Here is a 21727-nt window from a genome sequence, read left to right on the forward strand (position 1 = left end):
CTTCGATGTTCATGGCGGTCAAGCGTGCGCCTCGGGCAAATCGGAACGACGATGTATTCTAGCCACCCAGGCGAGCGGCCGGAAGACCACCCGGCAACTGTCAGAGGAGCTTGATCGGCGTGACCTTGCGCAGGGCGTGTTTTTCCTGGGCCAGACCGAGTTTGGCGGTGATCACCTTGGCCAGGGCATTGTTGCCCAGATCGTTCAGGTGCAGGCGGTCGATGAACAGGTCGGCACCGAACACAGGTGAGCTGTTGAGCATGCAGTTCATGTCGTAGCAAGGCACAGGGTCGGCCTGGCTCTTGATGCGGCGGAAAAACGCCGAATGCAACTGGCTGTCGAATGCACCCTCCAGCAGCCGGTCGAAGTTCGCCGGTTTTTGCTGCAGGGCGGTCAGCATGGCCTGTTCGCCGGCAGGCAGGGTATCCCGGCACCAGGGCAGCAACGGCTGCAGAATGAAGGTGAGGGTGGCGTGGCTGTCTGCCAGCAGCCGGTCCCACTGGCGCAAGGTACGGCCAATATTATCGGCAGCACGGGCCAGGCGCTTTTCCGGGGGCGACAGCGGCCAGCTGACCGGGGCGGCGACCGCAGGGGTGGCCAACGCCTGGCGGATACGCCGCCACAACGACTGCCGACGGGGTGGTGCGGCGGGCTGCATGCCTTCGCTGAAACTGTTGAGAAAGTCCTGGTAGGCCTTGGCGTGCTGCGGGCCGTTGAGGGTGGCGAGGACTTCACTGAGGGCTTCGTGGGCCAGGCTGTTGAGGCCGCTGAGCACCACCACGTGGCCGAGCTGGCCAAGGCGGTGCTGGTGGGTCAGGAACATCAGCAGCTCCTGGCTGGCGTTGAGGCCGCAGCCGGCCAGGCTCAGCCAGACTTCGCCGGTGAGCATCGACAGGTGTGAGGCCACCGTGTGCTCGTCGGAGCTGGCGCCGATACCCAGGGCGGTGGAGCCGCCGACCAGCAGGTTGATACGCGAAGCACCACCGCGCTCGGCTGCGGAAAAGCGCTTGCCGGCGCAATGGCTGTAGCGCAGGCCGAGCGCATCGGTATTGATGGTGCCAGACCGGTAGCCACTTTCGTGCACATGCACGGTGAGCGGGGCACGCCGGCTGCCCAGCAGCAGAAAGCGTTGGTAGTCCTGCTGCAACGGCGAAGGAGATGCGCGCATGTCAGTCGCGGTCATGGTCGCTCCTTCGGTTGCGCCGAGTGTTGCGCTTCACGTTCAGGCCGCCAGTTCCTTGAGGTTGTACAGCAGGCCACCGGCGGCGATCAGCAGCAGGGCCACCCCGGAAGCCAGGCTTATCATGCGGTTGCTCCGCTGCGAGGCGATCTTGCCGATGGCGAAGATGTACAGGCTGAGCACGGCAAAATCGATGGCCACCCACAGCAGCGACAGGACCACCATGCTTTTGCCGAACGATTCGGTGATCTGGATGAACTGCGGGAAGAAGGCGATGAAGAAAATGATGTCTTTCGGGTTGGAAATACCCACCATGAACCCTTGCAGCAGCCCGCCACGCCCGGCCTTGGGGGCTTCGCTCGCCGTTTCCGGCGCAGGCGCATTCAGGGCTTCCCTCAACGTGCCCACCGCGATGTAGCCGATGAAAAGGCAGCCCAGCAGGCTCATGGTGCTGAGCCAGGCCTTGTCGATGGCGGCGCTGGTGAGAATGATCCAGGCCGCTGCACCGATCAGCACCAGTGACGCCCAGTTGGTGCCGACGGCGGTAAATATGGCCTTGCGCGAACCGGAGGCGGCCGCAGTGTTGACGATCAGTGCCACCACCGGGCCGGGGGTAGCGATCAGCAGCAGGACAGTGAGGGCATAGGTGGCGGTAAGTGCGGTATTCACGGTCAGTTCTCGATCAGTATGTCGGTTGCCGCCGGGTGTGCGGCATGGACGTGGAACGGGCAGCGCGACGGGTTGAGCGACCCCGCCTCCTGAAGTTGGTACTGCTTCCACTCGTAGTTGTCGGCATCGCCGAAGAAGCCGAGGGTGTCAGGTACGACACCGTCGTTGTAGTGGTGCACGCGCTCGCGAATGCGCTCGCGGATTTTCTTGCCGCTCTCGGTATTGGCGTTGGCCACTTCGTCGAAGTTTTCCCGGGGGTTAATGACGAAGGTGATGTGCAGCCCCAGGTTGCGGCTTTTCATTTGCTGGTGGCCGGGGAAATTCATGTTGATGAACAGGGGCATACCGGCATAGCAGAACGACCAGGCGGTGTCGTCGGGGTCGGTGGGAATGCCTTGCGGCCACGGGTGTGGGTCGCGCGCATGTACGCCACGCAACACTTTCCAGGCCAGCGCCTGCTGTTCGGCCAGGGTGCTGCCCGCTGCCGTTTCGAGAAACACCACCAGGGGGCTGCCGATGCGCTGTTTGGGTTTGATCGGTGTGACGGTGCGTACGTAGTCGGCCAGGCCTTGGGCGATGTCATCGGCGAGCTGCTCGGCGCGCGCGAAAAGAATATGGCAGGTTTCGCCGTTGACCGCCTTGCGGCCGAACAGGCAGGGGAAGTTGGGGTTGGCGAGAATACTGCGAAAATGCTCTATGGTCTTGTAAGTCCAGTGCTGCGTGTTCCAGACATGTTCATCGGCTAGCTCTAGCGCATCCAGGCGATAGCAATTTCCATATCCTGTAAACATGATTTCCCCAGGCGTAAATTTAGTGAGCGTTCAAGCCACATGCAGGCAGGATCTTGGTTATGTTTATTATTTACCTGCATTTTCCGAGACGCTCTTGACGTTGTAAAACGCGTGGAACTATGACCTACTATTAGTCTTACTCATGCTCGGGACGTCGCCATGTCGGAACGGATTCAGGCCTTGCACGCCCTGCGTGCCTTCGAGGTGGCCTCTCGCTATGGCTCCTTTACCCGCGCTGCGGAAGAGCTCGCCTTGACCCAAGGCGCGGTCAGCCATCACATCAAGACCCTGGAGGCCATGTTCGGCTGCGACCTGTTCGAACGCCGTGGCCCCAAGCTCAGCCTGACCGAGCACGGTCGCCTGCTGGCGCAAGAGCTGAAAGTGGGCTTCAAGATCATCGAAAATGCCTGCGCATTGCTGCGCCAGGACCGCTATGGCTTGCGCCTGAAGGCCCCGTCCACGCTCACGGTGCGCTGGCTGCTGCGGGCACTGGATGCCTTCAAGAAGCACGAGGACAACTGCAGCGTGCAGTTGTCCAGCGTGTGGATGGACATCGACAGCGTGGACTTCTATTCCGAGCCCTACGACTGTGCCATTCTCCTGGCCAACGGGCGTTTCCCCGCCGATATCGAGAGCTTCAAGCTGTTCGATGAATGGTTGATCCCGGTGTGCCACCCGGATTACATGGCGCAAGCGCAGCCGGCCCTGGCCGACCTGACCCAATGCGAATTCCTGCACCCGTCCCCGGACCGCCGTGACTGGCGGCGCTGGCTGGCGCGCATGGACGCGCTGGATATCAGCATCGATCAGGGGCAAGTGTTCGATACCCTCGACCAGGGCATTTCGGCCGCCCAGCAAGGCCTGGGTATTTCGGTGGTCGACCTGGTGCTGGCCAGCGCCGACCTGGCGGCCGGGCGCCTGGTCACACCGTTCAAGCACGCCGTGGCCACCGGCGACGGCTACTACATGACCTGGCTCAAGGCCAGCCCCAAGGCGCGGCAAATGCACAAACTGCGTGACTTCCTGCTCGGCCAGGTGCCACCGCTGGCCTACAAGGACATCAACTACCTGTACGGTTGAACACCCGTTCGAGCATGAAGTCGATGAACACCCGCAATTTCGGCGGCATCTGCCGCCCGGACGGCCACAGCAGGTAGAAGCTGCCGCGCCGCTCCATGAAGTCGTCGAGCACGCTCACCAGTGAGCCATTGCCCAGTTCACGGCCCACGGTGAAGTCCGGCAGGCAAGTGATGCCGCGGTGGTTCAAAGCGAAGCAGACGCGTGTCTCGACGTGGTTGCACACCATCGAGATGGGGATGTCATAGGCGTGTTCGGGGTGCTCCTGGCGCAGCGGCCAGGTTTCCAGCTTGCCGTTGCTGGGGAAGCGGTAATGCAGGCAGGTGTGCGCCGCCAGGTCGCGCGGGTGCACGGGCGTGCCGCGTTCGCGCAGGTAGCCGGGCGAAGCCACCAGCCGGTGCTGGAAATACCCCAGGAACTTGGCATTGAGCCGTGAATCCACCGGCTGCCCACCGCGCATCACCACATCGAAACCTTCGCCGATGATATCCACCATGCGGTCGGAAAAGTCCAGGTCCAGCTCCACTTGCGGGTACAGCGCCATGAACTCGGCCAGCGCCGGCATTACCAGCCCGGTGACCTGCGGCATGCTCACCCGCAGGCGCCCGCGTGGGGTTTCGCTGGCTTGCGACAGTTCCTGCTCGGTGGCCTCTATTTCGGCGAGGATGCGCCGGCTACGCTCGAGGAACAGCGTGCCCTCGGCGGTGAGGGTGATGCTGCGGGTGCTGCGGTGGAACAGGCGTACGCCCAGGCGGCTTTCCAGGCGCGCTACGCGCTTGCCCACAGCCGAGGCACTGATCCCCAAAGACTGGCTCGCGGCGACGAAGCTGCGGGTTTCGGCCACCCGATTGAAGACCACGAAACCGCTGAGGCTATCCATGCTGCGTTCCTGATTGCGGACGTGGATGTCCGGGGTGAACGGCATTGTAACCGTCTTTTTCCGTAATGGCCTTGCCTTGCAGACTGTTCGCCTCGTTTCCTACTCAAGGCTTCTGCAATGTCCCAGACATCCTCCGCACCGTTGCTGTCCGCCAGCAGCGAACGCTTGCCGCTCAGCGGGCTGTTGGCGCTGGCCATGACCGGCTTCATCGCCATCCTCAGTGAAACCCTGCCGGCCGGTTTGCTCGACCAGATCGCCGACGGCATGCACATCAGCCAAGCCATGGCCGGGCAATGGGTCACGGCGTATGCCTTGGGCTCATTACTCACCGCCATCCCGCTGGTAACCCTGACTCAGGGCTGGTATCGGCGCCGGGCGCTGTTGCTGGCCATCGTCGGTTTTGTGTTGTTCAACGGGCTGACGGCCCTGTCGGACTCCAACAGCCTGACCCTGGTACTGCGCTTTTTCACCGGCGCGGCCGCCGGCCTGGCCTGGGGGCTGATAGCCGGCCACGCCCGGCGCATGGTGCCGGTGGCGCAGCAGGGGCGGGCCATGGCACTGGCCATGCTCGGCCAGCCGATTGCCCTGTCGCTCGGCTTGCCGATCGCGACCTGGCTGGGTGCGGGGTTGGGCTGGCGTGCTACGTTCATGGTGGTCACCCTAGTGGCATTGCTGCTGGTGGTGTGGGTGGTGCGTTCAGTGCCGGACTACCCCGGACAGGCCGCTGGCAAGCGCCCGGCCGCCATGCAGGTGCTGCGCACGCCGGGGGTGTTGCTTGTGCTGCTGGTGATCCTCAGCTGGATCCTTGGCCACAACATTCTCTACACCTATATCGTGCCACTGCTGGCGGCGGCCGGCATGGCAGCGGACATTGGCCCTGTGCTGATGGTGTTCGGCCTGTCGGCCCTGGCCGGGATTGGTTTGGTGGGCCTGCTGGTCGACCGGCATCTGCGCACGCTGGTGCTCTTGAGCCTGGCGGGCTTTGCCCTGGCTACGCTGGCCTTGGGGCAAGCGTCGTCCTGGCTGATGTACCTGAGTATCGCCTTGTGGGGGGTGACCTACGGCGGCGCGCCGACCTTGCTGCAGACGGCCTGTGCAGACGCGGCGGGCGAAGGGGGCGACGTGGCGCAATCGATGCTGGTGACGGTGTGGAACAGCGCCATTGCCCTGGGCGGCATCATTGGCGGGTTGTTACTGGCCGGGGCAGGGGTGGAGGGGTTTGGTGGTGTGGTGCTCGCGCTGATCGCGGTGGCCTGGTTGTTGGCCTGGGCCGCGCGCAGAAGCGGCTTCGTGGCGGGGGCACGCTAGCGTAGAATCATCCTTTTCGGCAGAGGGTGAGGCAGTGGAGTTGCAGCAGGGCTTTGTCCTGACCCGGCATTGGCATGACACGCCAGAAGGCACCTGCGTGGAACTTTGGCTGGCCACCGATCAGGGGCCACGGCTGCTACGTCTGGCACCCCAGGTTTCGGTGGCGTTCATCCCGCAAGCGCAAGCGGCGCACGCGCAGGTGTTGCTGGCGAACGAGCCGGGCGCCGAACTGCGGCCCTTGCAGTTAAAGGATTTCGACCAGCGCCCGGTCATGGGCCTTTATTGCCGGCAGCACCGGCAACTGATGCAGCTGGAGCAACGGCTGCGCACGGCAGGCATCGAGGTGTTCGAAGCGGATATCCGCCCACCCGAACGCTACCTGATGGAGCGCTTCGTCACCGCGCCGGTGCAGTTCACCGGGCAACCCGATGACCAGGGCGTGATTTGCGATGCCCAGCTCAAGCCCCTGCCGGGCTATCGCCCACCGCTGCGCCTGGTGTCGCTGGATATCGAAACCAGTGAACGTGGCGAGCTGTACAGCATTGCCCTGGAAGGCTGCGGCCAGCGTCAGGTCTACATGCTTGGCCCGGCCAACGGCGACCCTGAGGGCCTCGACTTCGACCTGCACTATTGCGATGACCGTGCCGGGTTGCTCGTGTGCCTCAACCAGTGGATGGCGGAGCACGACCCGGATGCAATCATCGGCTGGAACCTGATCCAGTTCGACCTACGCCTTTTGCACGAGCACGCCAAGCTGATGCAGGTGCCGCTGGCCCTGGGCCGCAACGGCGCCCCCATGACCTTGCGCAGCCACGCCAGTGGCGGCCATGTCTTCGCCGACGCGCCGGGGCGGCTGTTGATCGACGGCATCGAGGCGCTGCGCTCGGCAACCTGGAGCTTTACGTCGTTCAGCCTGGAGAATGTCGCGCAGACCTTGCTCGGTGAAGGCAAGGCCATCGACACCCCCTACCAGCGCATGGACGAAATCAACCGCCGTTTCGCCGAAGACAAACCCGCACTGGCACGCTACAACCTCAAGGATTGCGAGCTGGTCACGCGCATCTTCGCCCATACCCGCCTGCTCGAGTTCCTGCTGGAGCGCGCTTCTGTCACTGGGTTGGCGGTAGACCGCAGTGGGGGTTCGGTGGCCGCCTTCTGCCACCTGTATATCCCGCAGATGCACCGCCTGGGCTTCGTCGCCCCCAGCCTGGGAAGCCGCCCTGAGGAAGCCAGCCCCGGCGGTTTCGTGATGGATTCGCGCCCAGGCCTTTACGACTCGGTGCTGGTGCTGGACTACAAGAGCCTCTACCCGTCGATCATCCGGACCTTCCTGATCGACCCGGTAGGGCTGGTCGAGGGCCTGCGCTTGCCCGATGATGAGCACTCGGTAGAAGGCTTCCGGGGTGGGCGTTTCTCGCGCAGCCAGCATTGCTTGCCGGCCATCGTCGAGCGCGTCTGGCAAGGGCGGGAGGCGGCCAAGCGTGAAGGCAACGCACCGCTGTCGCAGGCGCTGAAGATCATCATGAATGCCTTTTACGGCGTGCTGGGCTCTAGCGGTTGCCGTTTCTTCGACCCGCGCCTGGCCTCGTCGATCACCCTGCGCGGTCACCAGATCATGCGCCAGACCCGGGCGTTGATCGAGGCCAAGGGCTATGAGGTCATCTATGGTGATACCGACTCCACCTTCGTCTGGCTCAAGGGTGCCCATGGTGAAGCGGGTGCGGCGCAGATCGGCCGAGAACTGGTCGCCCACGTCAATCAGTGGTGGCGCGAGCACCTGCGCCAGCAGATGAACCTGGAAAGCGCACTGGAATTGCAGTTCGAAGTGCATTACCGGCGTTTTCTGATGCCGACCATCCGTGGGACCGACGAGGGTAGCAAGAAGCGTTATGCCGGGATGGTGCAGCGCGCCGACGGCAGCGAGGATGTGGTTTACAAGGGCCTGGAGTCGGTGCGCACCGACTGGTCACCACTGGCGCAGCAGTTTCAACAGGAACTGTACGGGCGGATCTTTCGCGGCCAGCCGTATCGCGACTATGTGCGCAATTATGTGCAGCAGACCTTGGCGGGCGAGCTCGACAACCTGCTGGTGTACCGCAAGCGCCTGCGTCGTCCGTTGGCCGATTACCAGCGCAACGTGCCACCCCATGTACGTGCTGCGCGCCAGGCCGATGAATACAACAGCCGGCTCGGTCGCCCTCGCCAGTACCAGCGCGGCGGCTGGATCAGTTACGTCATCACTACCGCCGGTCCCGAGCCGATGGAAAACCTTCAATCGCCGATCGATTACGAGCACTACCTCAGCCGGCAGTTGCAGCCGGTAGCCGATGCCATTTTGCCGTTCGTTGGCGATGATTTCGCCACGCTGACTGGCCGCCAGTTACAGCTGTTCTGAGCGCAGGCGTTAGCTATCTAGTACCCGGTGCCGAGCCTGCTCCCTAGTCTGGCCTCTTTTCATGAAGAGGCCTCGAGCAATGGACACTACTCCGCCATCAAGCGCACAGGCAGCCATCGATGCGTTCCAGGACAGCATCATCAGCAAGCGCCTGCCGCTCTGGTTGCGTCAGATACCCCCAGGGCAACTGCCTGAGGTCCGCAAGGCATTGGCGAACAGCCTTCGCAGCCGTGAGCAAGTCAATGCGCTGCTGCGGGGTATCGAAGGTATCGACAGCTTTGTTGCGACGGGCCTGGACAAGGCCCTTGACGAACGTTACGGGCTTGGCGGCAATGCTCGCTCGTTCAAGTTTCTGGAAGGCCGTCGCGAGCCTGTGATCAACAGCCAGCCGGTAGGCGCGCACCTCACCGAGGTGGTCTATGAAGAAAAGCCGCTGCTTGAGGTGGCACTGCGCAACTTCACTGCCGAGCAGGCCCAGGCCGGTGGCCAGCCGCGCGGTAATCGGCTGCTGGTTCCGCGCCAGGGCAGGCTTGCACCGCCCACGTGCATCGAGCTTGCCGCGCTTTGCCGTGAGCTGGATTTGGGTGAGGGTTATCAACGTCATCTGGATTCCATTCTAAAGCCCGCAGGTGATGCAAGGCGCGTGGAGTCCTGCCTTGTAGATGCCAGCCGCCACGCCATGTTGGTAGACGCCTACAAAGCCAGGCAGGAAGGGACGCTGGATGACAGCGAGCTCAAGTTGGTGGTGGCTATGTGCGAGGATGGCAAGCTGCTGCGCCTGGCGGGTGACCTTGTGGAGGCCAGGCAACTGAAGTTGCTGGGTTGCCGGATTGAGCAGGTGATCGTGCTCGAGGTGATTGACCAGGGTGTCCTTTTCAACACCTCGCGCCGTGTGTTGCTCTACGTGCCAGGTGACCCTGTGTCGCCTTGGCGCGCATTCGAGAGCATCGACAAGCTGAACCGCGAGTTGGGTCGTCGCCTGCGAGACAAAGCCTACCAGCGTTTTTTCAGCCGCTTCGTGCTACGACGTGACAGCCAGGCTTTCTTTGCCCAGGTTTCGGCGCTGTTCGATGACCTGGCGGACTGGGCGTTTCGCGATCTCGAACCGCATTTGCAGGGTTATTCGCAACCGTTGTTCAACGGTCTGGCACAGGCACGTATTCGCCAGATCAAGGAGGATGCGGCGATGATCGCGGTGCCTGTGGCCAGGCTGGACCGTGAGGTGCAGCGCCAGCATGACCAGCGCCTGGCCGCCGAGGGGTGGGCGCTGCTCAATCTGGCCAGTTTCTTTGTGCCGGGCCTTGGCCTGCCGCTTCTCGCTGTGACGGCCTGGGAGCTGTTGGGCGAGGTTTATCATGGTTTTGAAGCCTGGCATGAGGGAGATCGCCGAGAGGCACTCGACCATTTGACCCATGTTGCCACCGACCTTGCCGTGCTTGCGGCCACAGCGGCGGGGGTTGGTGTGGCCCGACGGCTTTGGGCGCGCTCCACGCAGGTCGATGCCATGTTTCCGGCTCGGCTGGAGGATGGCACCGTCAAACTCTGGCAACAAGATCTGACCCCGTTTCAATGCCAGGCCCCCGATGCTGCCGCAAGCCGGGATGCCTTGGGCATCCGGCGTCTGGACGGGCAGGCCTGGATCGAGATGGACGCTCATCATTATCGCGTGACCGAATCGGCTGGCGACGGTCAATGGCAACTGTGCCCCGTTGCCGGCCATGGACCCATGCTGCGTCACAATGGCGCTGGCGCCTGGCGGTTATGGAATGAACAACCGGCCCTGTGGAGGGATAGACATCGCATGTTCCGTCGCCTGGGCGAGCCCTTCAACAGGCTGGGTGACGAAGAGATCGATCAGGTCCTGCTGTTCCATGGGCTCGATGGCGATGACGTGCGAGGCTTGCATGTGCATGCCCAGGCGCCCAGCCCGGGCATGCTCGACAGCGTGCAGCGGGTCAGGCTCGACCAGCGCATTCGCGGCATGATTGGCCGCTTGCGCAGCGGCGAGCCGGTAGAAGATACGACCGTGCTTGATCACGCACGGCGGTTGCCAGGTGCGAATGGCCTGCCGGATCAGGCACTGGCTGAGCTGGCGTGGACGCAACGCCGAACATTGCTGCAGTACCTGTACGATGCGTTGCAACCCACCGACAGCCCCGGGAGCGCAGCGCTGCGCCGGGTCTTCCCCGGGCTGGATGCTCGCACCGCGCAAGCGTTGGTAACGGCCGCCAGCGGCGTTGATCGCAGGCGCTTGTTGACCAGCGGCAGGGTCGCACTCGATCTGGCCGAAGCGGCCAGGGCCAGCCTGTCGGGTATCCGCCAGACCCGGGTTCTGGAAGCCTTGTACCTGGACACGCCGCAGCATGCGGACCTGGCACGGGTGGCCTTGGGCCTGTTGCAGGAGCTGCCTGGGGGCGAACAAGGTGTGCGCTGGCGCTTGTATGAGGGCTATCTGGGCGGGCCGATGCTGGCGCAGTGCGGTCAAGGCGGGCAGGCATTTGACCTGGTGCACCTGAACGGCGGGTTCCAGCTGTTTGATGATCAGGGTGGGGCCATCGGTGAGGCAGGCGAGTTGTTCGAAGTCATCGCGCCAGCTTATACCGAGGCGCAGCGTGAAATGATGGGGGTCGGTGATCCGTTCTCGCACAACCTTCGGGTGATGCTTGCGCGCGAGGCGGTGCGACGTCGTGACCAGATCAGTCGTCTGCTAGGCGTGGTACGCCCGCGGGCTGTTCGAGCGCCGATGCGCTTGGCCGACGGGCGTTTGGGTTACCCGCTGGGTGGTGCAGGCGTGAGCGGTTTCGCGTCAAGAGGCAATGCCTTGAGGGCGGAATTGCGAGATATCTTCCCTTGGTTGAGTGACGAGCAGATTGACACCTTGGCCGATGACGTGAGACGTTCAGGGCGTCAGCTCAGAGGGCTACTGAGGGACCTGAGCACTGAGTTCAGGGTGCTTCGCAACACGCTGGATACCTGGGTGGCACAGGAACAGGGCGATGTTCGGGAGGACCGGGACGCCTTGCGCCAGACGCTGTTCAATTGCTGGAGACGGTCGGTAGGGGTCGGCAATCTGCGCATCGACGCACAAGAAAACCTCCATGTCATGTTTTGCAATTTCAGGTCGGGCGGTTTGCCCAGCCTGCCGGCGCAGGTCAGCTTCAGAGGTGTGAGCAGCCTGTCGCTGCTGCACCTTGACCTCGTGGAAGTACCCGACAGTTTCTTGTTGGCCTTCCCTAACCTCAGAACCCTTGACTTGGGTGGCAACCTGCTGACGCGGCTGCCGCAACCGTTGCTGCAGTTCACGCAGCTACGGCACCTGAGCCTTACCAACAACCGCATTGGCCTGAACCTGCAGCAAACCGCCACACTGGCCTGTTGCACTGGCCTGGAATCCCTCGACCTGTCCCACAATCCACTGCGGCGGGGGTTCACGTTGGCCGGTTTGACCGAACTGCGCTGGCTGAGCCTGCGCGACACACAAATTACGCAGCTTCCCCCGGGCATTTTCGACCGCGATCAGTTGGTGGCTGTTGACTTGAGGGAAAACCGGATCCGGCAGGTTCCGGAGCATTACTACCAGTTACCCGTATGGCGCCGGCGAAGGATCCGCCTGAGCGGCAACCCCTTGGGCGAAGCACAGACACAACGTTTGCAGGCTTCGTTGAGGAGCGAGCATCCTGTCGTCGACGAGGAGCAAGCGCTGCTGCGGCTGGAGCACGCGCGGGAAGTATGGGGGGATGCGGTGGCCCCTGAGCATCGTGGCTTGATGCTCGCAGCCTGGGATTCCCTGGATGCAGGGCCGGGCTCCGAGCGGTTTTTCCGCGTTCTCAGGCAACTGTTGCTGTCCGAGGATTTTCGCGTCAATGCGCGGGCGATGGGTAATCGGGTGATGGCGGTGTTGCAAGCGATGGCCATCACGCCGGAATTGCGGGAGAACCTGTTGTCCGTGGCCAATGATGAATGGGGGTGCCAGGATGGTGCAACCTGGTGCTTGAGCAATATAGAACTGAACTTGCTGGTGTGGCAGGTTCAACATGCCGCTCAAGGAAAAGACGAACGCGCTCTGCTTCGCCTGGGAAGACGTTTATGGCGCCAGGATGCGGTCGACAGGTTCGCTACCCGATGGGCACTCGAACATGGCAGGGAGCAAGAGGGAAGTGAAGTCGGGTTGGCCTTCAGGGTCGGGCTGAGGGAGCCGCTCGACTTGCCCCTGCAGGTGGGTGATATGAGCTTCCATGCTATTTCAGGGGTTCTCCAGGCGGACCTGGCGGCGGCGCAAGCGGCAGTGCGAGATGCCGAAACCAGGGATGAGCTCGCCCGCTCGATGGTTGACCGTGAATTTTGGCAGGCGCACCTGGAGCGTACTCATCCTGACCGGTTCGCCGAAGTTGACCGGCCGTTCAGGCGGCAGCTTGAAACGGTCCTTGACGATGAAGCGCTCCCTGAGGGTGAGATGCTCGAGCAGGCAGATGCCATTCGTGACGCCCAACGTGCTGCACGCAGGGGGCTGATGCTGGACTTGACGATTCGTGCCATGGAAGTGGGGCCAGAAGACCCAGGCATTCATGTGCGCTGATGGCGGCTTAATGCAGGGGTTGCCTGCCCCTGTGCGAAGCGGCTTTGGGCTATGCTCAGTCAAGGTGACAGTGGCTTTGCCCGCGCTGTCGCCTTGGCTTCAGAAAGCTTGGAAATCGACAGTTACTTTTCCACGGCCCGTTACTGAGTGAAGTGGTTTAGGCTCCTTGTCGGATTTTTCTCCGTGATCTGTAGTCATTGGTATATCGAGACAATAAGGAGATACGCATGCTCGTCCGGTCACTGACCCTCGCTACCTTGCTAGCTGTTGCCGGCCCCCTGTTTGCCGCAGACAGTGATGCGCCTTTAGCCAAGGAACTGGGCAAGGCCAGGCCATTGGTGGTGATTGCTCCGAGCACTGCCGACCCGACCCTGCGCGGGCTGAACAAGGCCCTGGAAGACCCGGCTACCCAGGCCGCCTTCAAGGAGCGCAACCTGGTGCTTTACAGCGTCGCCAACATGATGGGCAAGCGCGAAGACAAGAACCTCGAACAGCAGACCACCATGGCCCTGATCCGTGAGCTCAAGCTGGGCGCGAGCAAGGGCACCAAGGTGATCCTGGTGGGCAAGGACGGCGAGCGGCACATGCTCAAGGATGACGAAAGCGGTGAACCTATCGACCCGCAGGCGATTTTCAAGGCGGTCGATGAATTGCCCGCCAGCGAAAAGGCGGTGACCGCACCCGAACCGGTGGCCGCAGCGCCGGAGGCCAAGGCCAAGGACAGCAAACCGGCCAAGCCAGCCAAACCGGCGGCCCCGCCCAAGCCGCTGGAAGACTGAACACGCGTCATGGCCCCAAGGTAGCTTGGGGCCCGTTACCGGGTGTTGTGTATCCCACTGTATCTGACCGCGCTGCAGACCCATTCCCATACAAAAGCGCGCCTTGCCCGATACACTCACGACAAACCGCAACGGCCTAATGGCTCCACTTTCCAACCACAGTGGAGCTACATCATGACTCATGCAAAAAACACCCTCGGCCTGCTCGGCGCCGCCCTGATCGGCAGTATGGCATTGACCAGCAGTGCGTTTGCCGTGGAACCGCTGGCACAAGGTTACCAACTGGCTTCGGCCAAGGTGGCCGGCGAGGGCAAATGTGGCGAAGGCAAGTGCGGCGGCAGCGGCAAAGCCACCCAGGGCGAAGGCAAATGCGGTGAGGGCAAGTGTGGTGCCAGCGCCAAGGCCGGGGCCGAAGGCAAATGCGGCGAAGGGAAGTGCGGCGATGCCTCGTTCGCCAAAACCGACAGCAACCACGATGGCAAGGTCTCGCGGGATGAGTTTCTGGCGGTGGCCAAGGACCGTGCCGGCGACTTCGACAAGATCGACACCAACCATGACGGTTTCATCTCCGAGCAAGAAGCGGCGGACCACCTGAAGGCGATCTATCAGGCCAATGGCAAGGCCATGCCCGAGGGGCTGTTCAGCCACCTGGCTGGCAAATCCTGACCCTTACCCTTTGAACTGACGCAACGCCCCTCCTGCTGGTCAGGCGGGGCGTTGTGCCTGTTGGAGACTTTTTTATGCGTGCTGCGACGTTGAATACCGGGCTTGGCTTGCGCCGTGGCCTGCTGCCGGAACTGCTGGCGATGGACGCTGGTGCAGTAGACTTCCTTGAATGCGCGCCGGAAAACTGGATAGCGGTTGGCGGTGCCTACGGCAAGGGCCTGGCCCAGTTGGCCGAGCGTTTTCCCATGACTTGCCACGGGTTGTCGTTGTCGCTGGGCGGCAGTGAGCCACTCGACCTTCATTTTCTCGACCAGACCCGCCATTTTCTCGATCGCCACCAGGTGCGCCTGTACAGTGAGCACTTGAGCTATTGCAGTGACGACGGGCACCTGTACGACCTGATGCCCATACCGTTCACCGACGAAGCCGTGCACCATGTGGCCGCGCGCATTCGCCAGGCGCAGGAGCAATTGGGCCGGCGTATTGCCGTGGAAAACATCAGCTACTACGCCGCGCCTTATCAGGCGATGAGCGAGCTCGATTTTATCCGTGCGGTACTCGATGAAGCCGATTGCGATTTGCTGCTGGACGTCAACAACGTTTTCGTCAATGCCTGCAACCACGGCTACGAAGCCCGGGCCTTTCTTGAAGGCTTGCCCCAGGCCCGGGTGACCGGCATGCACATAGCCGGCCATTACGATGAAGCACCGGACCTCAAGGTCGACACCCATGGGGCGCCGGTGAAGGAAGATGTGTGGGCGCTGTACACCCTCGCTTGTGCGCGCTTTGGCGTGCAGCCGACCGTGCTCGAACGTGATTTCAACTATCCCCCGCTGGCCGAACTGTTGGCCGAGACGGCGCGTATCCGCAGCGTGCAACTGGCTTCGGGAGGGCCGCGTGATGAATGAGACGTTGCGCGAGCAGCAATACACCTTGGCCCGTCACTTGCGTGACCCGCAGCGCAATGCACCGCCACCGGGCATAGAGGGTCGGCGCCTGAAGGTTTACCGCGAGTTGTTCTATGGCGCTATCGAGGGCTTGCTGGCAGGCAGTTTTCCGGTGATGCGTCAGGCCTTGGGCGAACAGCGTTGGCATGCGCGAGTGCGTGACTTCTATGCCAATTACCGTAGTCAGACGCCCTTGTTTACCGAGATTGCCGAAGCGTTTGTCGATTATCTGCAAGGCGTCGAGCTGGATGCGCCCTGGCAGTTGGAACTGGCGCATTATGAGTGGGTCGAGGCGCAGTTGTATTTGAGCGATGCCGAGGACCCGTCCCATGACCCGGCGGGCGATTTGCTGGAGGGGGCGCCGCTGTTGTCCTGCGTGGCGCGGGTGCTGGCTTATGAGTGGCCGGTGGAGCGCATCGGGGTGGATTATCAGCCAACGGTTGCGCCCGAGGCCCCGACGTTGCTGCTGGTGTATCGCGATGCTGCGTTGACGGTGCGCTTTGCGCGCCTGGCGCCGATGGCGTATCAGTTGCTGGCGCTGGAGCAGGGTACCGGGCGGGCACGGATGGAGGTGTTGGGAGGGGATGTGCAGCAGGGGCTGGCATTGTTGGAGGGGTTGCGTGAACAGGGTGTCATTGTTGGTACAGTTTGAGGGCACAAGGCCGCTCCTACAGGGGATTGCATATCCCTGTAGGAGCGGCCTTGTGCCGCGAAGGGCTGCAAAGCAGCCCCATTGGCATTACCTGCTGAACCGCATCCTCAGCCAATGATCAATGCTCAATCGCCCAGCCCCTTTAAGCAGCAGTGGCAACAACGCCACCAGGTAGATCAGCGGCAACTTGAAGTTGCCAAAGCCCTGGTCGGTGATCGCATATCCTTGCCCCAGTTCAGCCAGGCTCGACCAGTGTGCCGGCCAGTGCACCGCGGCTATCGCCACCACGGTCACCACCATCAGGCCCAGTGAGGCCAGCCGGGTTCCCAAACCCAGTATCAGCAGTATCGGCAGCACCAGTTCCGCCCACATCGACAACTGCCAGTTCAGCTCGGCGGGCAGCTGGTTGAAGGGAAACGGAAAGCTGCCTTGCAGGTCGGCGAACCAGTTGCTGCCATTGAACTTCTCAAGGCCGGATTCAAAAAATTCCCAGGCCAGGAACAGCCGCAGCGGCAGGTCGGCGGTCCAGGTGCCGACGCGGTCGAAGGTGGTCAGTGTGCGGATCGAAGTGGTCATGTCAGTGTGTACTCCAAGGCAGGTTTAGTCAGGAAAGGGCGCGGGCGCTGCGGCGCTGTTGGCGCGCCAGCCTGGCGGTGAGCTTGACGGCGATGGCACTGAACATCAGGGCGAACGCCAGCGGGTACCAGCCGCCCATGGGGATGCGTTTGTAGAACGACAGGCAGAACACGGCTGCCAGTACCCACATGCCGGTGCTGTGCAGGGCTTGCCAGGCGCGGCCGCCCAATAGCCGCATGGGGGCCTTGAACGAGGTGGCGGTGAGCAGCAGCAGGAACAGGTACCCGACGCTGCCGGGCAAGCTGGAGGTGAGCGTGCGGCCGGCCCAGAACAGTTCGGGGAATTGTTGGGCGTAGCGGTAAATCAACAGGCCGTGCACGGTGTGGGAGAAAGCGAAGGCCAGTCCCAGGTAGCGCCGTTCCTGCAGCACGCGGCGGCTGACAGCGCCGGGTAGCAAGGTGACGAGTGAGGAAGCCAGGAAGGCCAGCAGAAACAGCGCGAAGGAACTGCGTGCGGTAGCGCGGATGGCGCTGCGCAGGCCATCAGGGTCAGGCTGGCTGGCCAGGACTACGGTGGTCATCGCCAGAGTCAGGCCGGCGAGTGCGGCGAACAGCTTCCAGCCGGAGGGCAGGGTGAGGGCTTTCATCAAGGGGCTCCCGGTGTGTGATTGTGTCACCGGGAGTGTGTGGGGGTAGGGTATCTGCAGTGTGTCGGGGGCGATGGGGTTGTGTATCGGTTTGTATGGATGTATCAGGCTACCCCGCTCTCACGAAGGCCTGTCAGGTCAGTTCTATCTGGGCGCACAGCCCGCCGCTTTCGCGGTTGCTCAAGGTCAACCGGCCCCCCATGGCCTGGATCAACTGGTGGGCAATGGCCAACCCCAGCCCGGTACCACCCGTGCTGCGATTGCGTGAACCCTCTACCCGGTAGAACGGCTTGAGCACTTCGTCCAGTTCGCCGCCGGGAATCCCCGGCCCGTTGTCGAGCACACGGATTACGGTCGTGCCGCCCTCGCGGCACACTTCCAGTTCGGCGGCGCCGGCAAACTTGAGGGCGTTGTCCACCAGGTTCACCAACACCCGGCGCAGTGCATGCGGGCGGGTTTCCAGCAGGCTTCCAGTGCTGCCGTGGCGCTCGACCTGGGCGCCGCTGTCTTGGTAGTCGAACACCAGGCTATCAAGAAAGGCATCGAGGTTGACCCGGCAGGGTGCTTCGGTGCTGGTGTCCATGCTGCGGGCATAGGCCACGCCTTCGCGCACCAGGTGCTCCATTTCACCCAGATCGCTCCACAGCTTGTCTTTCTCGACCCCATCGTCCATCACTTCAACGCGTAGTTTCATACGTGTGATCGGCGTTTGCAGGTCGTGAGAAATGGCTGCCAGCAATTGCATGCGCTCCTTGAGGTGCGCGGCGATGCGTGCCTGCAAGGCGTTGAAGGCCACGGCGGCGTACTTCACCTCGCGCGGGCCGCTTTCATCCAGTTGCACACCAGGCTTGTCCGGGTCGAGGTTGTCCACGGCGTGGGACAGCCGGGTGAGGGGGCCGATGGCCAGGCGCACTGCCAGCCAGGTGCAAAGCAGCAGCACGGCCAGCTGAATCAGCAATACCACCGGCAACCAGCGGGCCACCGGGACCGGCGATGGGGTCACGTCGATGGTCAGGGGCGCACCGTCGGCCAGGCTCAGGTGCGCCTGGAAGTGTGCATTCGGCCCGGGTATTTCCTGGAAGGTCAGGCGGTAGTCGCTGCCAATGGCCTTCACGATCGACTCGGCGGCCATGGGCGGGTCGCTGCTGGGCATCGCCTCGCCTGTCAGGCCGTGGTCCAGGCGGTAGCGGTAGGTACGCCGCTCCAGACGTGGCAGCCAGGCGGCACGTTCGGCTGCGGGCAGGCGGTCGAGGATGGCGACCGACGTCGCCACATCCTGTTCCAGGGTGCTGAGCATCATCGAGCGGCTGCTGATGTAGCGCTCGTAGGCCTGCAAGCCAAACGACAGGCTGTACGCCAGCACCAGGCCGGTGAAGAAGATCAGCGCCAGGCGCGATGCCAGGGTGCGTGGCCACTTCATGACGGCGACTCGAGCAGTTGCACGGGCAACGAGAACACATAGCCCTCGCTGCGCACGGTCTTGATGCAGCTGGGCTCGCGGGCGTCGTCGCCCAGGCGCTGGCGCAGGCGGCTGACCAGCAGGTCGATGGAGCGGTCGAAGATGTCGGCCTCGCGGCCTTGGGTCAGGTTGAGCAGCTGTTCGCGGCTGAGTACCCGCTGTGGGTGGTCGAGAAACACCCGCAGCAGGCGGTACTCGGCGCCGCTAAGGGCCACCAGGGTGCCTTCGCTGTCGAGCAAGTGGCGCGCGGTGGTGTCCAGGCGCCACTGGCCGAAACCCAGCAGGCGGCTGCTTTCGCTGATGGTGAGGTTGGGCGGCAGCATGCGTGTGCGGCGCAGCACGGCGTTGATGCGGGCGAGCAGTTCGCGGGCGGAGAACGGTTTGGTCAGGTAGTCGTCGGCGCCCATTTCCAGGCCGATGATGCGGTCGGTTTCGTCGTTGCGTGCGGTGAGCATCAATACCGGGGTGTTGCGGTGCTTGCCGGCGCGCAACTCGCGGCACAGCAGCAGCCCGTCGTCGCCGGGCATCATGATGTCGAGCACGATCAGGTCGACGCTGTTGGCTTCCAGAAAAGCGCGCATCTGCCGGCCGTCGGCAACGATGCTGGTGCGCAGGCCGTTCTTCTTCAGATAGTTGCCGACCAGTTCGCGGATCTCGCGGTCGTCGTCGACGATCAGAATGTGATCGACGTGTTCCATGCTCAGCGTTCCTGTGTAAAGGGGGATGGGCGCAGTGTACCGAGCGCGTTCGCGCTTGCCTGCCGGGTTTTGTATTGCAGTGTATCTGGCACTGGTAGAGATACAGCAGGAAGCACATCACAGCCTCGGGCGACACATACGGGATACCTGGCAGGCGTGAAATGGCTCTCGACCGGGAAGCACAACTTCCCATACCCAAAGTGTTACTCAGGAGAGATGCCATGAACGTCAAAACCTTCGCCAGCGCCAGCCTGTTCGCCGTGCTCAGCTTCGGCGCTATCGCCGCCCAGGCCGGCACCGCGCCCATGGGCGATGCCGGTGTCATGCAGTACCGCTACGGTGACCACCTGGATGTGAAGAAAGTGCTGTCGGTGCAGGATGACCAGAGCAACGCCTGCGGCCTGGTGAACACCCGCATGGACTACCTCGACTCCCAGGGCCAGCAGCAAAGCGTGCAGTACCGCACCTACGCCACCGGCGGTTGCCATGAGAATTGATCGCCGCCTGATGCTGAAGGTGGGGGGGATTGCCCTGGCACTGACGGGGCTTGGCCTGGCGGGGCACCTGATGGCCCGCGACAGCTACGGCGCGATGCCGTCGCTGGCGGGGGCCAGCCAGTGGATCAACTCGACACCGCTGGATGGCCCGGCGCTCAAGGGCAAGGTGGTGCTGGTGGACTTCTGGACCTGGGACTGCATCAACTGCCAGCGCAGCCTGCCGCATGTGAACGACTGGGCGCGGCGGTATGCCGACCAGGGGCTGGTGGTGGTGGGGGTGCATACGCCGGAGTACGACTACGAGCATGATGTGGGCACCTTGCGGGACAAGGTGGCCGGGCTGGGGATCGGTTACCCGGTGGCGGTGGACAACGATTACAAGGTGTGGAATGCCTGGGGCAACCAGTTCTGGCCGGCGCATTACTTTGTCGACCGCAAGGGGCAGGTGCGGCATGTGCACTTTGGCGAAGGGGATTATGGGGGGCAGGAACAGGTGATACAGGCTTTGCTGGATGAGAAAGGGTGACTGGCCTGTGCCGGCCTCTTCGCGGGCTTGCCCGCGAAGCAGCCAACACTGGTCAGTCAGGAAAAACTGGCAAAGTGCGCCTGCATCCGTGCCGCATCCGCCTGGCGCCCGCTGAACAGCTCGAACGCCTTCACCGCCTGGAACACCGCCATGTTGCTGCCATCCAGCGTGCGGCAACCCAGCGCCCGGGCCGCGCGCAGCAGTTCGGTCTCCAGCGGGAAGTAGATGATCTCCGCCACCCACAAGCGTGCATGCAGCAGCTCGACCGGCAGTGGCGTACCCGGCAGTTTGGCCATGCCCACTGGCGTGGTATTGACCAGTCCGTCTGCCTCGGCCAAAGCCGTGGCCAGGTCGCTGCCAACCACGGCGCGCCCTTCGCCGAAATGGGCATTCAGGTTGTCCACCAATGCCTGCGCACGGGCCGCGTCCACTTCGAACAGCACCAGCCGCTCGACCCCTTCACCCAGCAGGGCATGGGCTACCGCCGAACCGGCGCCGCCGGCACCCATCTGCACCACTTGGCGGCGTGCCACGTCGGGCAGGCCACGGCGCAAACCTTCGGCAAAGCCCAGGCAGTCGGTGTTATGGCCGACCCGTTTGCCGTCCTTGAGCACCACGGTATTCACCGCGCCGATACCACGGGCTTCGTCCGACAGCTCGTCGAGCAGTGGCAGAATCGCCTGTTTGAACGGGTAGGTGATGTTGAGCCCGGTGAAGCCGGTGTGCTGCGCGGCGTCGAGCAGGCCGGGCAGGGCACTGTCGTCCAGCTGCAGCTGGTCGGCGTCGATCAGCCGGTACAAATAGCGTAAAGCCTGGGCATCCCCTTCGTGTTCGTGCAGGGCAGGGGTACGCGACAGCTGGATGCCACGGCCGATCAGGCCGGCGAGGATGGCGTGCTGGCTCATGCCGTGCGCTCCTGGAACAGTTCGGCGAAGTGGCTGAGGGCCATGCGGTAGCCATGGCTGCCCAGGCCGCAGATGACACCGACGGCGATGGACGATACGAACGACAGGTGACGGAACGGCTCGCGCTTGTGCACGTTGGACAAGTGCACTTCGATGACCGGCAGTTCGCTGGCCACCAGGGCGTCGCGGATGGCCACCGAGGTGTGGGTCCAGGCTCCGGGGTTGATCACGATACCGGCGCAGCGGTTGCGGGCGGCGTGAATCCAGTCGATCAGTTCGCCTTCGTGGTTGGTTTGCCGGAATTCGAGTTCCAGGCCGTGGGCATGGGCAGTATCGGCACAGCTTTGCGCCAGGTCCGCAAGGGTTTCGTGGCCATATTGGGCAGGCTCGCGGGTGCCCAGCATGTTCAGGTTAGGGCCGTTGAGCACAAGAATAAGGGGCTTCATGACGGGCATCGCTTTGTTGTTGTTGGATGCGCGTAGTTTTGTACTGACTGGTTA

20 protein-coding genes are annotated in these 21727 nt (G+C 63.1%); 10 read left to right on the forward strand and 10 right to left on the reverse strand.

Going from position 1 to position 21727, the window contains the following annotated elements:
• Positions 1–100: 100 nt before the first annotated feature.
• The 3 genes from B9A31_RS24480 to B9A31_RS24490 are packed head-to-tail and all read right to left on the reverse strand — an operon-like array spanning position 101 to position 2640.
• The gene (locus B9A31_RS24480; protein ID WP_019099675.1) at positions 101–1183 is read right to left on the reverse strand and encodes a hypothetical protein; all 1083 of its coding nucleotides are present in this window, start codon (positions 1181–1183) and stop codon (positions 101–103) included.
• Positions 1184–1222: 39 nt separating this feature from the next.
• Complete coding sequence (locus B9A31_RS24485; RefSeq protein ID WP_019099674.1) at positions 1223–1849, reverse strand: LysE family translocator; 627 nt, start codon at positions 1847–1849, stop codon at positions 1223–1225.
• 2 nt (positions 1850–1851) lie between these two features.
• Positions 1852–2640, reverse strand: coding sequence for a YqcI/YcgG family protein (locus B9A31_RS24490; RefSeq protein WP_025754380.1), 789 nt, complete (start codon positions 2638–2640; stop codon positions 1852–1854).
• Between the two features lie 159 nt (positions 2641–2799).
• On the opposite strand from B9A31_RS24490, the gene B9A31_RS24495 reads away from it, so the two are divergent.
• Positions 2800–3720 (forward strand): LysR substrate-binding domain-containing protein, encoded by a 921-nt coding sequence (locus tag B9A31_RS24495; RefSeq protein WP_025754379.1) that lies wholly within the window; start codon positions 2800–2802, stop codon positions 3718–3720.
• Here B9A31_RS24495 and B9A31_RS24500 read toward each other — a convergent pair.
• Positions 3701–4597, reverse strand: coding sequence for a LysR family transcriptional regulator (locus B9A31_RS24500; protein WP_084297489.1), 897 nt, complete (start codon positions 4595–4597; stop codon positions 3701–3703). The genes B9A31_RS24495 and B9A31_RS24500 overlap by 20 nt on opposite strands.
• A 117-nt stretch (positions 4598–4714) precedes the next feature.
• Here B9A31_RS24500 and B9A31_RS24505 point away from each other — a divergent pair, with 117 nt between their 5' ends.
• The 7 genes from B9A31_RS24505 (at position 4715) to B9A31_RS24535 (ending at position 15920) form a co-directional block, all read left to right on the forward strand.
• A complete protein-coding gene (locus tag B9A31_RS24505; protein WP_025754377.1) occupies positions 4715–5905 on the forward strand; it encodes an MFS transporter in 1191 nt (396 codons plus the stop codon).
• A gap of 34 nt (positions 5906–5939) precedes the next feature.
• Entirely contained in the window at positions 5940–8300 is a 2361-nt protein-coding gene (locus B9A31_RS24510; RefSeq protein ID WP_084297478.1) for a DNA polymerase II, read from the forward strand.
• A gap of 79 nt (positions 8301–8379) precedes the next feature.
• Positions 8380–12876, forward strand: a complete 4497-nt coding sequence (locus B9A31_RS24515; protein WP_025754375.1) for an NEL-type E3 ubiquitin ligase domain-containing protein — start codon at positions 8380–8382, stop codon at positions 12874–12876.
• Positions 12877–13103: 227 nt separating this feature from the next.
• A complete protein-coding gene (locus tag B9A31_RS24520) occupies positions 13104–13655 on the forward strand; it encodes a DUF4174 domain-containing protein (RefSeq protein WP_019098409.1) in 552 nt (183 codons plus the stop codon).
• 174 nt (positions 13656–13829) lie between these two features.
• On the forward strand, positions 13830–14321 hold the full coding sequence (locus tag B9A31_RS24525) for an HvfA family oxazolone/thioamide-modified RiPP metallophore (protein WP_019098410.1): 492 nt from the start codon (positions 13830–13832) through the stop codon (positions 14319–14321).
• 74 nt (positions 14322–14395) lie between these two features.
• A complete protein-coding gene (locus B9A31_RS24530) occupies positions 14396–15229 on the forward strand; it encodes an HvfB family MNIO-type RiPP peptide maturase (RefSeq protein WP_025754374.1) in 834 nt (277 codons plus the stop codon).
• Positions 15222–15920, forward strand: coding sequence for an HvfC family RiPP maturation protein (locus tag B9A31_RS24535; protein ID WP_019098412.1), 699 nt, complete (start codon positions 15222–15224; stop codon positions 15918–15920). The genes B9A31_RS24530 and B9A31_RS24535 overlap by 8 nt, the downstream gene beginning before the upstream one ends.
• Positions 15921–16007: 87 nt before the next feature.
• On the opposite strand, the gene B9A31_RS24540 is transcribed toward B9A31_RS24535, so the two are convergent.
• The 4 genes from B9A31_RS24540 to B9A31_RS24555 all read right to left on the reverse strand — a co-directional run bounded on the left by B9A31_RS24540 (position 16008) and on the right by B9A31_RS24555 (position 19299).
• Entirely contained in the window at positions 16008–16496 is a 489-nt protein-coding gene (locus B9A31_RS24540; protein ID WP_019098413.1) for an HvfX family Cu-binding RiPP maturation protein, read from the reverse strand.
• 28 nt (positions 16497–16524) lie between these two features.
• Positions 16525–17142 (reverse strand): ferric reductase-like transmembrane domain-containing protein, encoded by a 618-nt coding sequence (locus B9A31_RS24545; RefSeq protein WP_019098414.1) that lies wholly within the window; start codon positions 17140–17142, stop codon positions 16525–16527.
• A gap of 133 nt (positions 17143–17275) precedes the next feature.
• A complete protein-coding gene (locus B9A31_RS24550) occupies positions 17276–18562 on the reverse strand; it encodes a sensor histidine kinase (RefSeq protein WP_019098415.1) in 1287 nt (428 codons plus the stop codon).
• On the reverse strand, positions 18559–19299 hold the full coding sequence (locus B9A31_RS24555) for a response regulator (RefSeq protein WP_003250463.1): 741 nt from the start codon (positions 19297–19299) through the stop codon (positions 18559–18561). Before B9A31_RS24555 ends, B9A31_RS24550 begins: the two co-directional genes overlap by 4 nt.
• A 221-nt stretch (positions 19300–19520) precedes the next feature.
• Here B9A31_RS24555 and B9A31_RS24560 point away from each other — a divergent pair, with 221 nt between their 5' ends.
• Positions 19521–19796, forward strand: a complete 276-nt coding sequence (locus B9A31_RS24560) for a DUF2790 domain-containing protein (RefSeq protein ID WP_019098416.1) — start codon at positions 19521–19523, stop codon at positions 19794–19796.
• Positions 19797–19806: 10 nt separating this feature from the next.
• Complete coding sequence (locus B9A31_RS24565; RefSeq protein ID WP_025754372.1) at positions 19807–20322, forward strand: thioredoxin family protein; 516 nt, start codon at positions 19807–19809, stop codon at positions 20320–20322.
• 56 nt (positions 20323–20378) lie between these two features.
• On the opposite strand, the gene B9A31_RS24570 is transcribed toward B9A31_RS24565, so the two are convergent.
• The gene (locus B9A31_RS24570) at positions 20379–21227 is read right to left on the reverse strand and encodes a shikimate dehydrogenase (protein ID WP_019098418.1); all 849 of its coding nucleotides are present in this window, start codon (positions 21225–21227) and stop codon (positions 20379–20381) included.
• Positions 21224–21673 (reverse strand): type II 3-dehydroquinate dehydratase, encoded by a 450-nt coding sequence (gene aroQ, locus B9A31_RS24575; protein ID WP_016714675.1) that lies wholly within the window; start codon positions 21671–21673, stop codon positions 21224–21226. Before aroQ ends, B9A31_RS24570 begins: the two co-directional genes overlap by 4 nt.
• Between the last annotated feature and the right edge of the window lie 54 nt (positions 21674–21727).

Origin of the sequence: Pseudomonas sp. URIL14HWK12:I5 (assembly GCF_900176445.1) — a bacterium.
Taxonomy (GTDB): domain Bacteria; phylum Pseudomonadota; class Gammaproteobacteria; order Pseudomonadales; family Pseudomonadaceae; genus Aquipseudomonas; species Aquipseudomonas monteilii.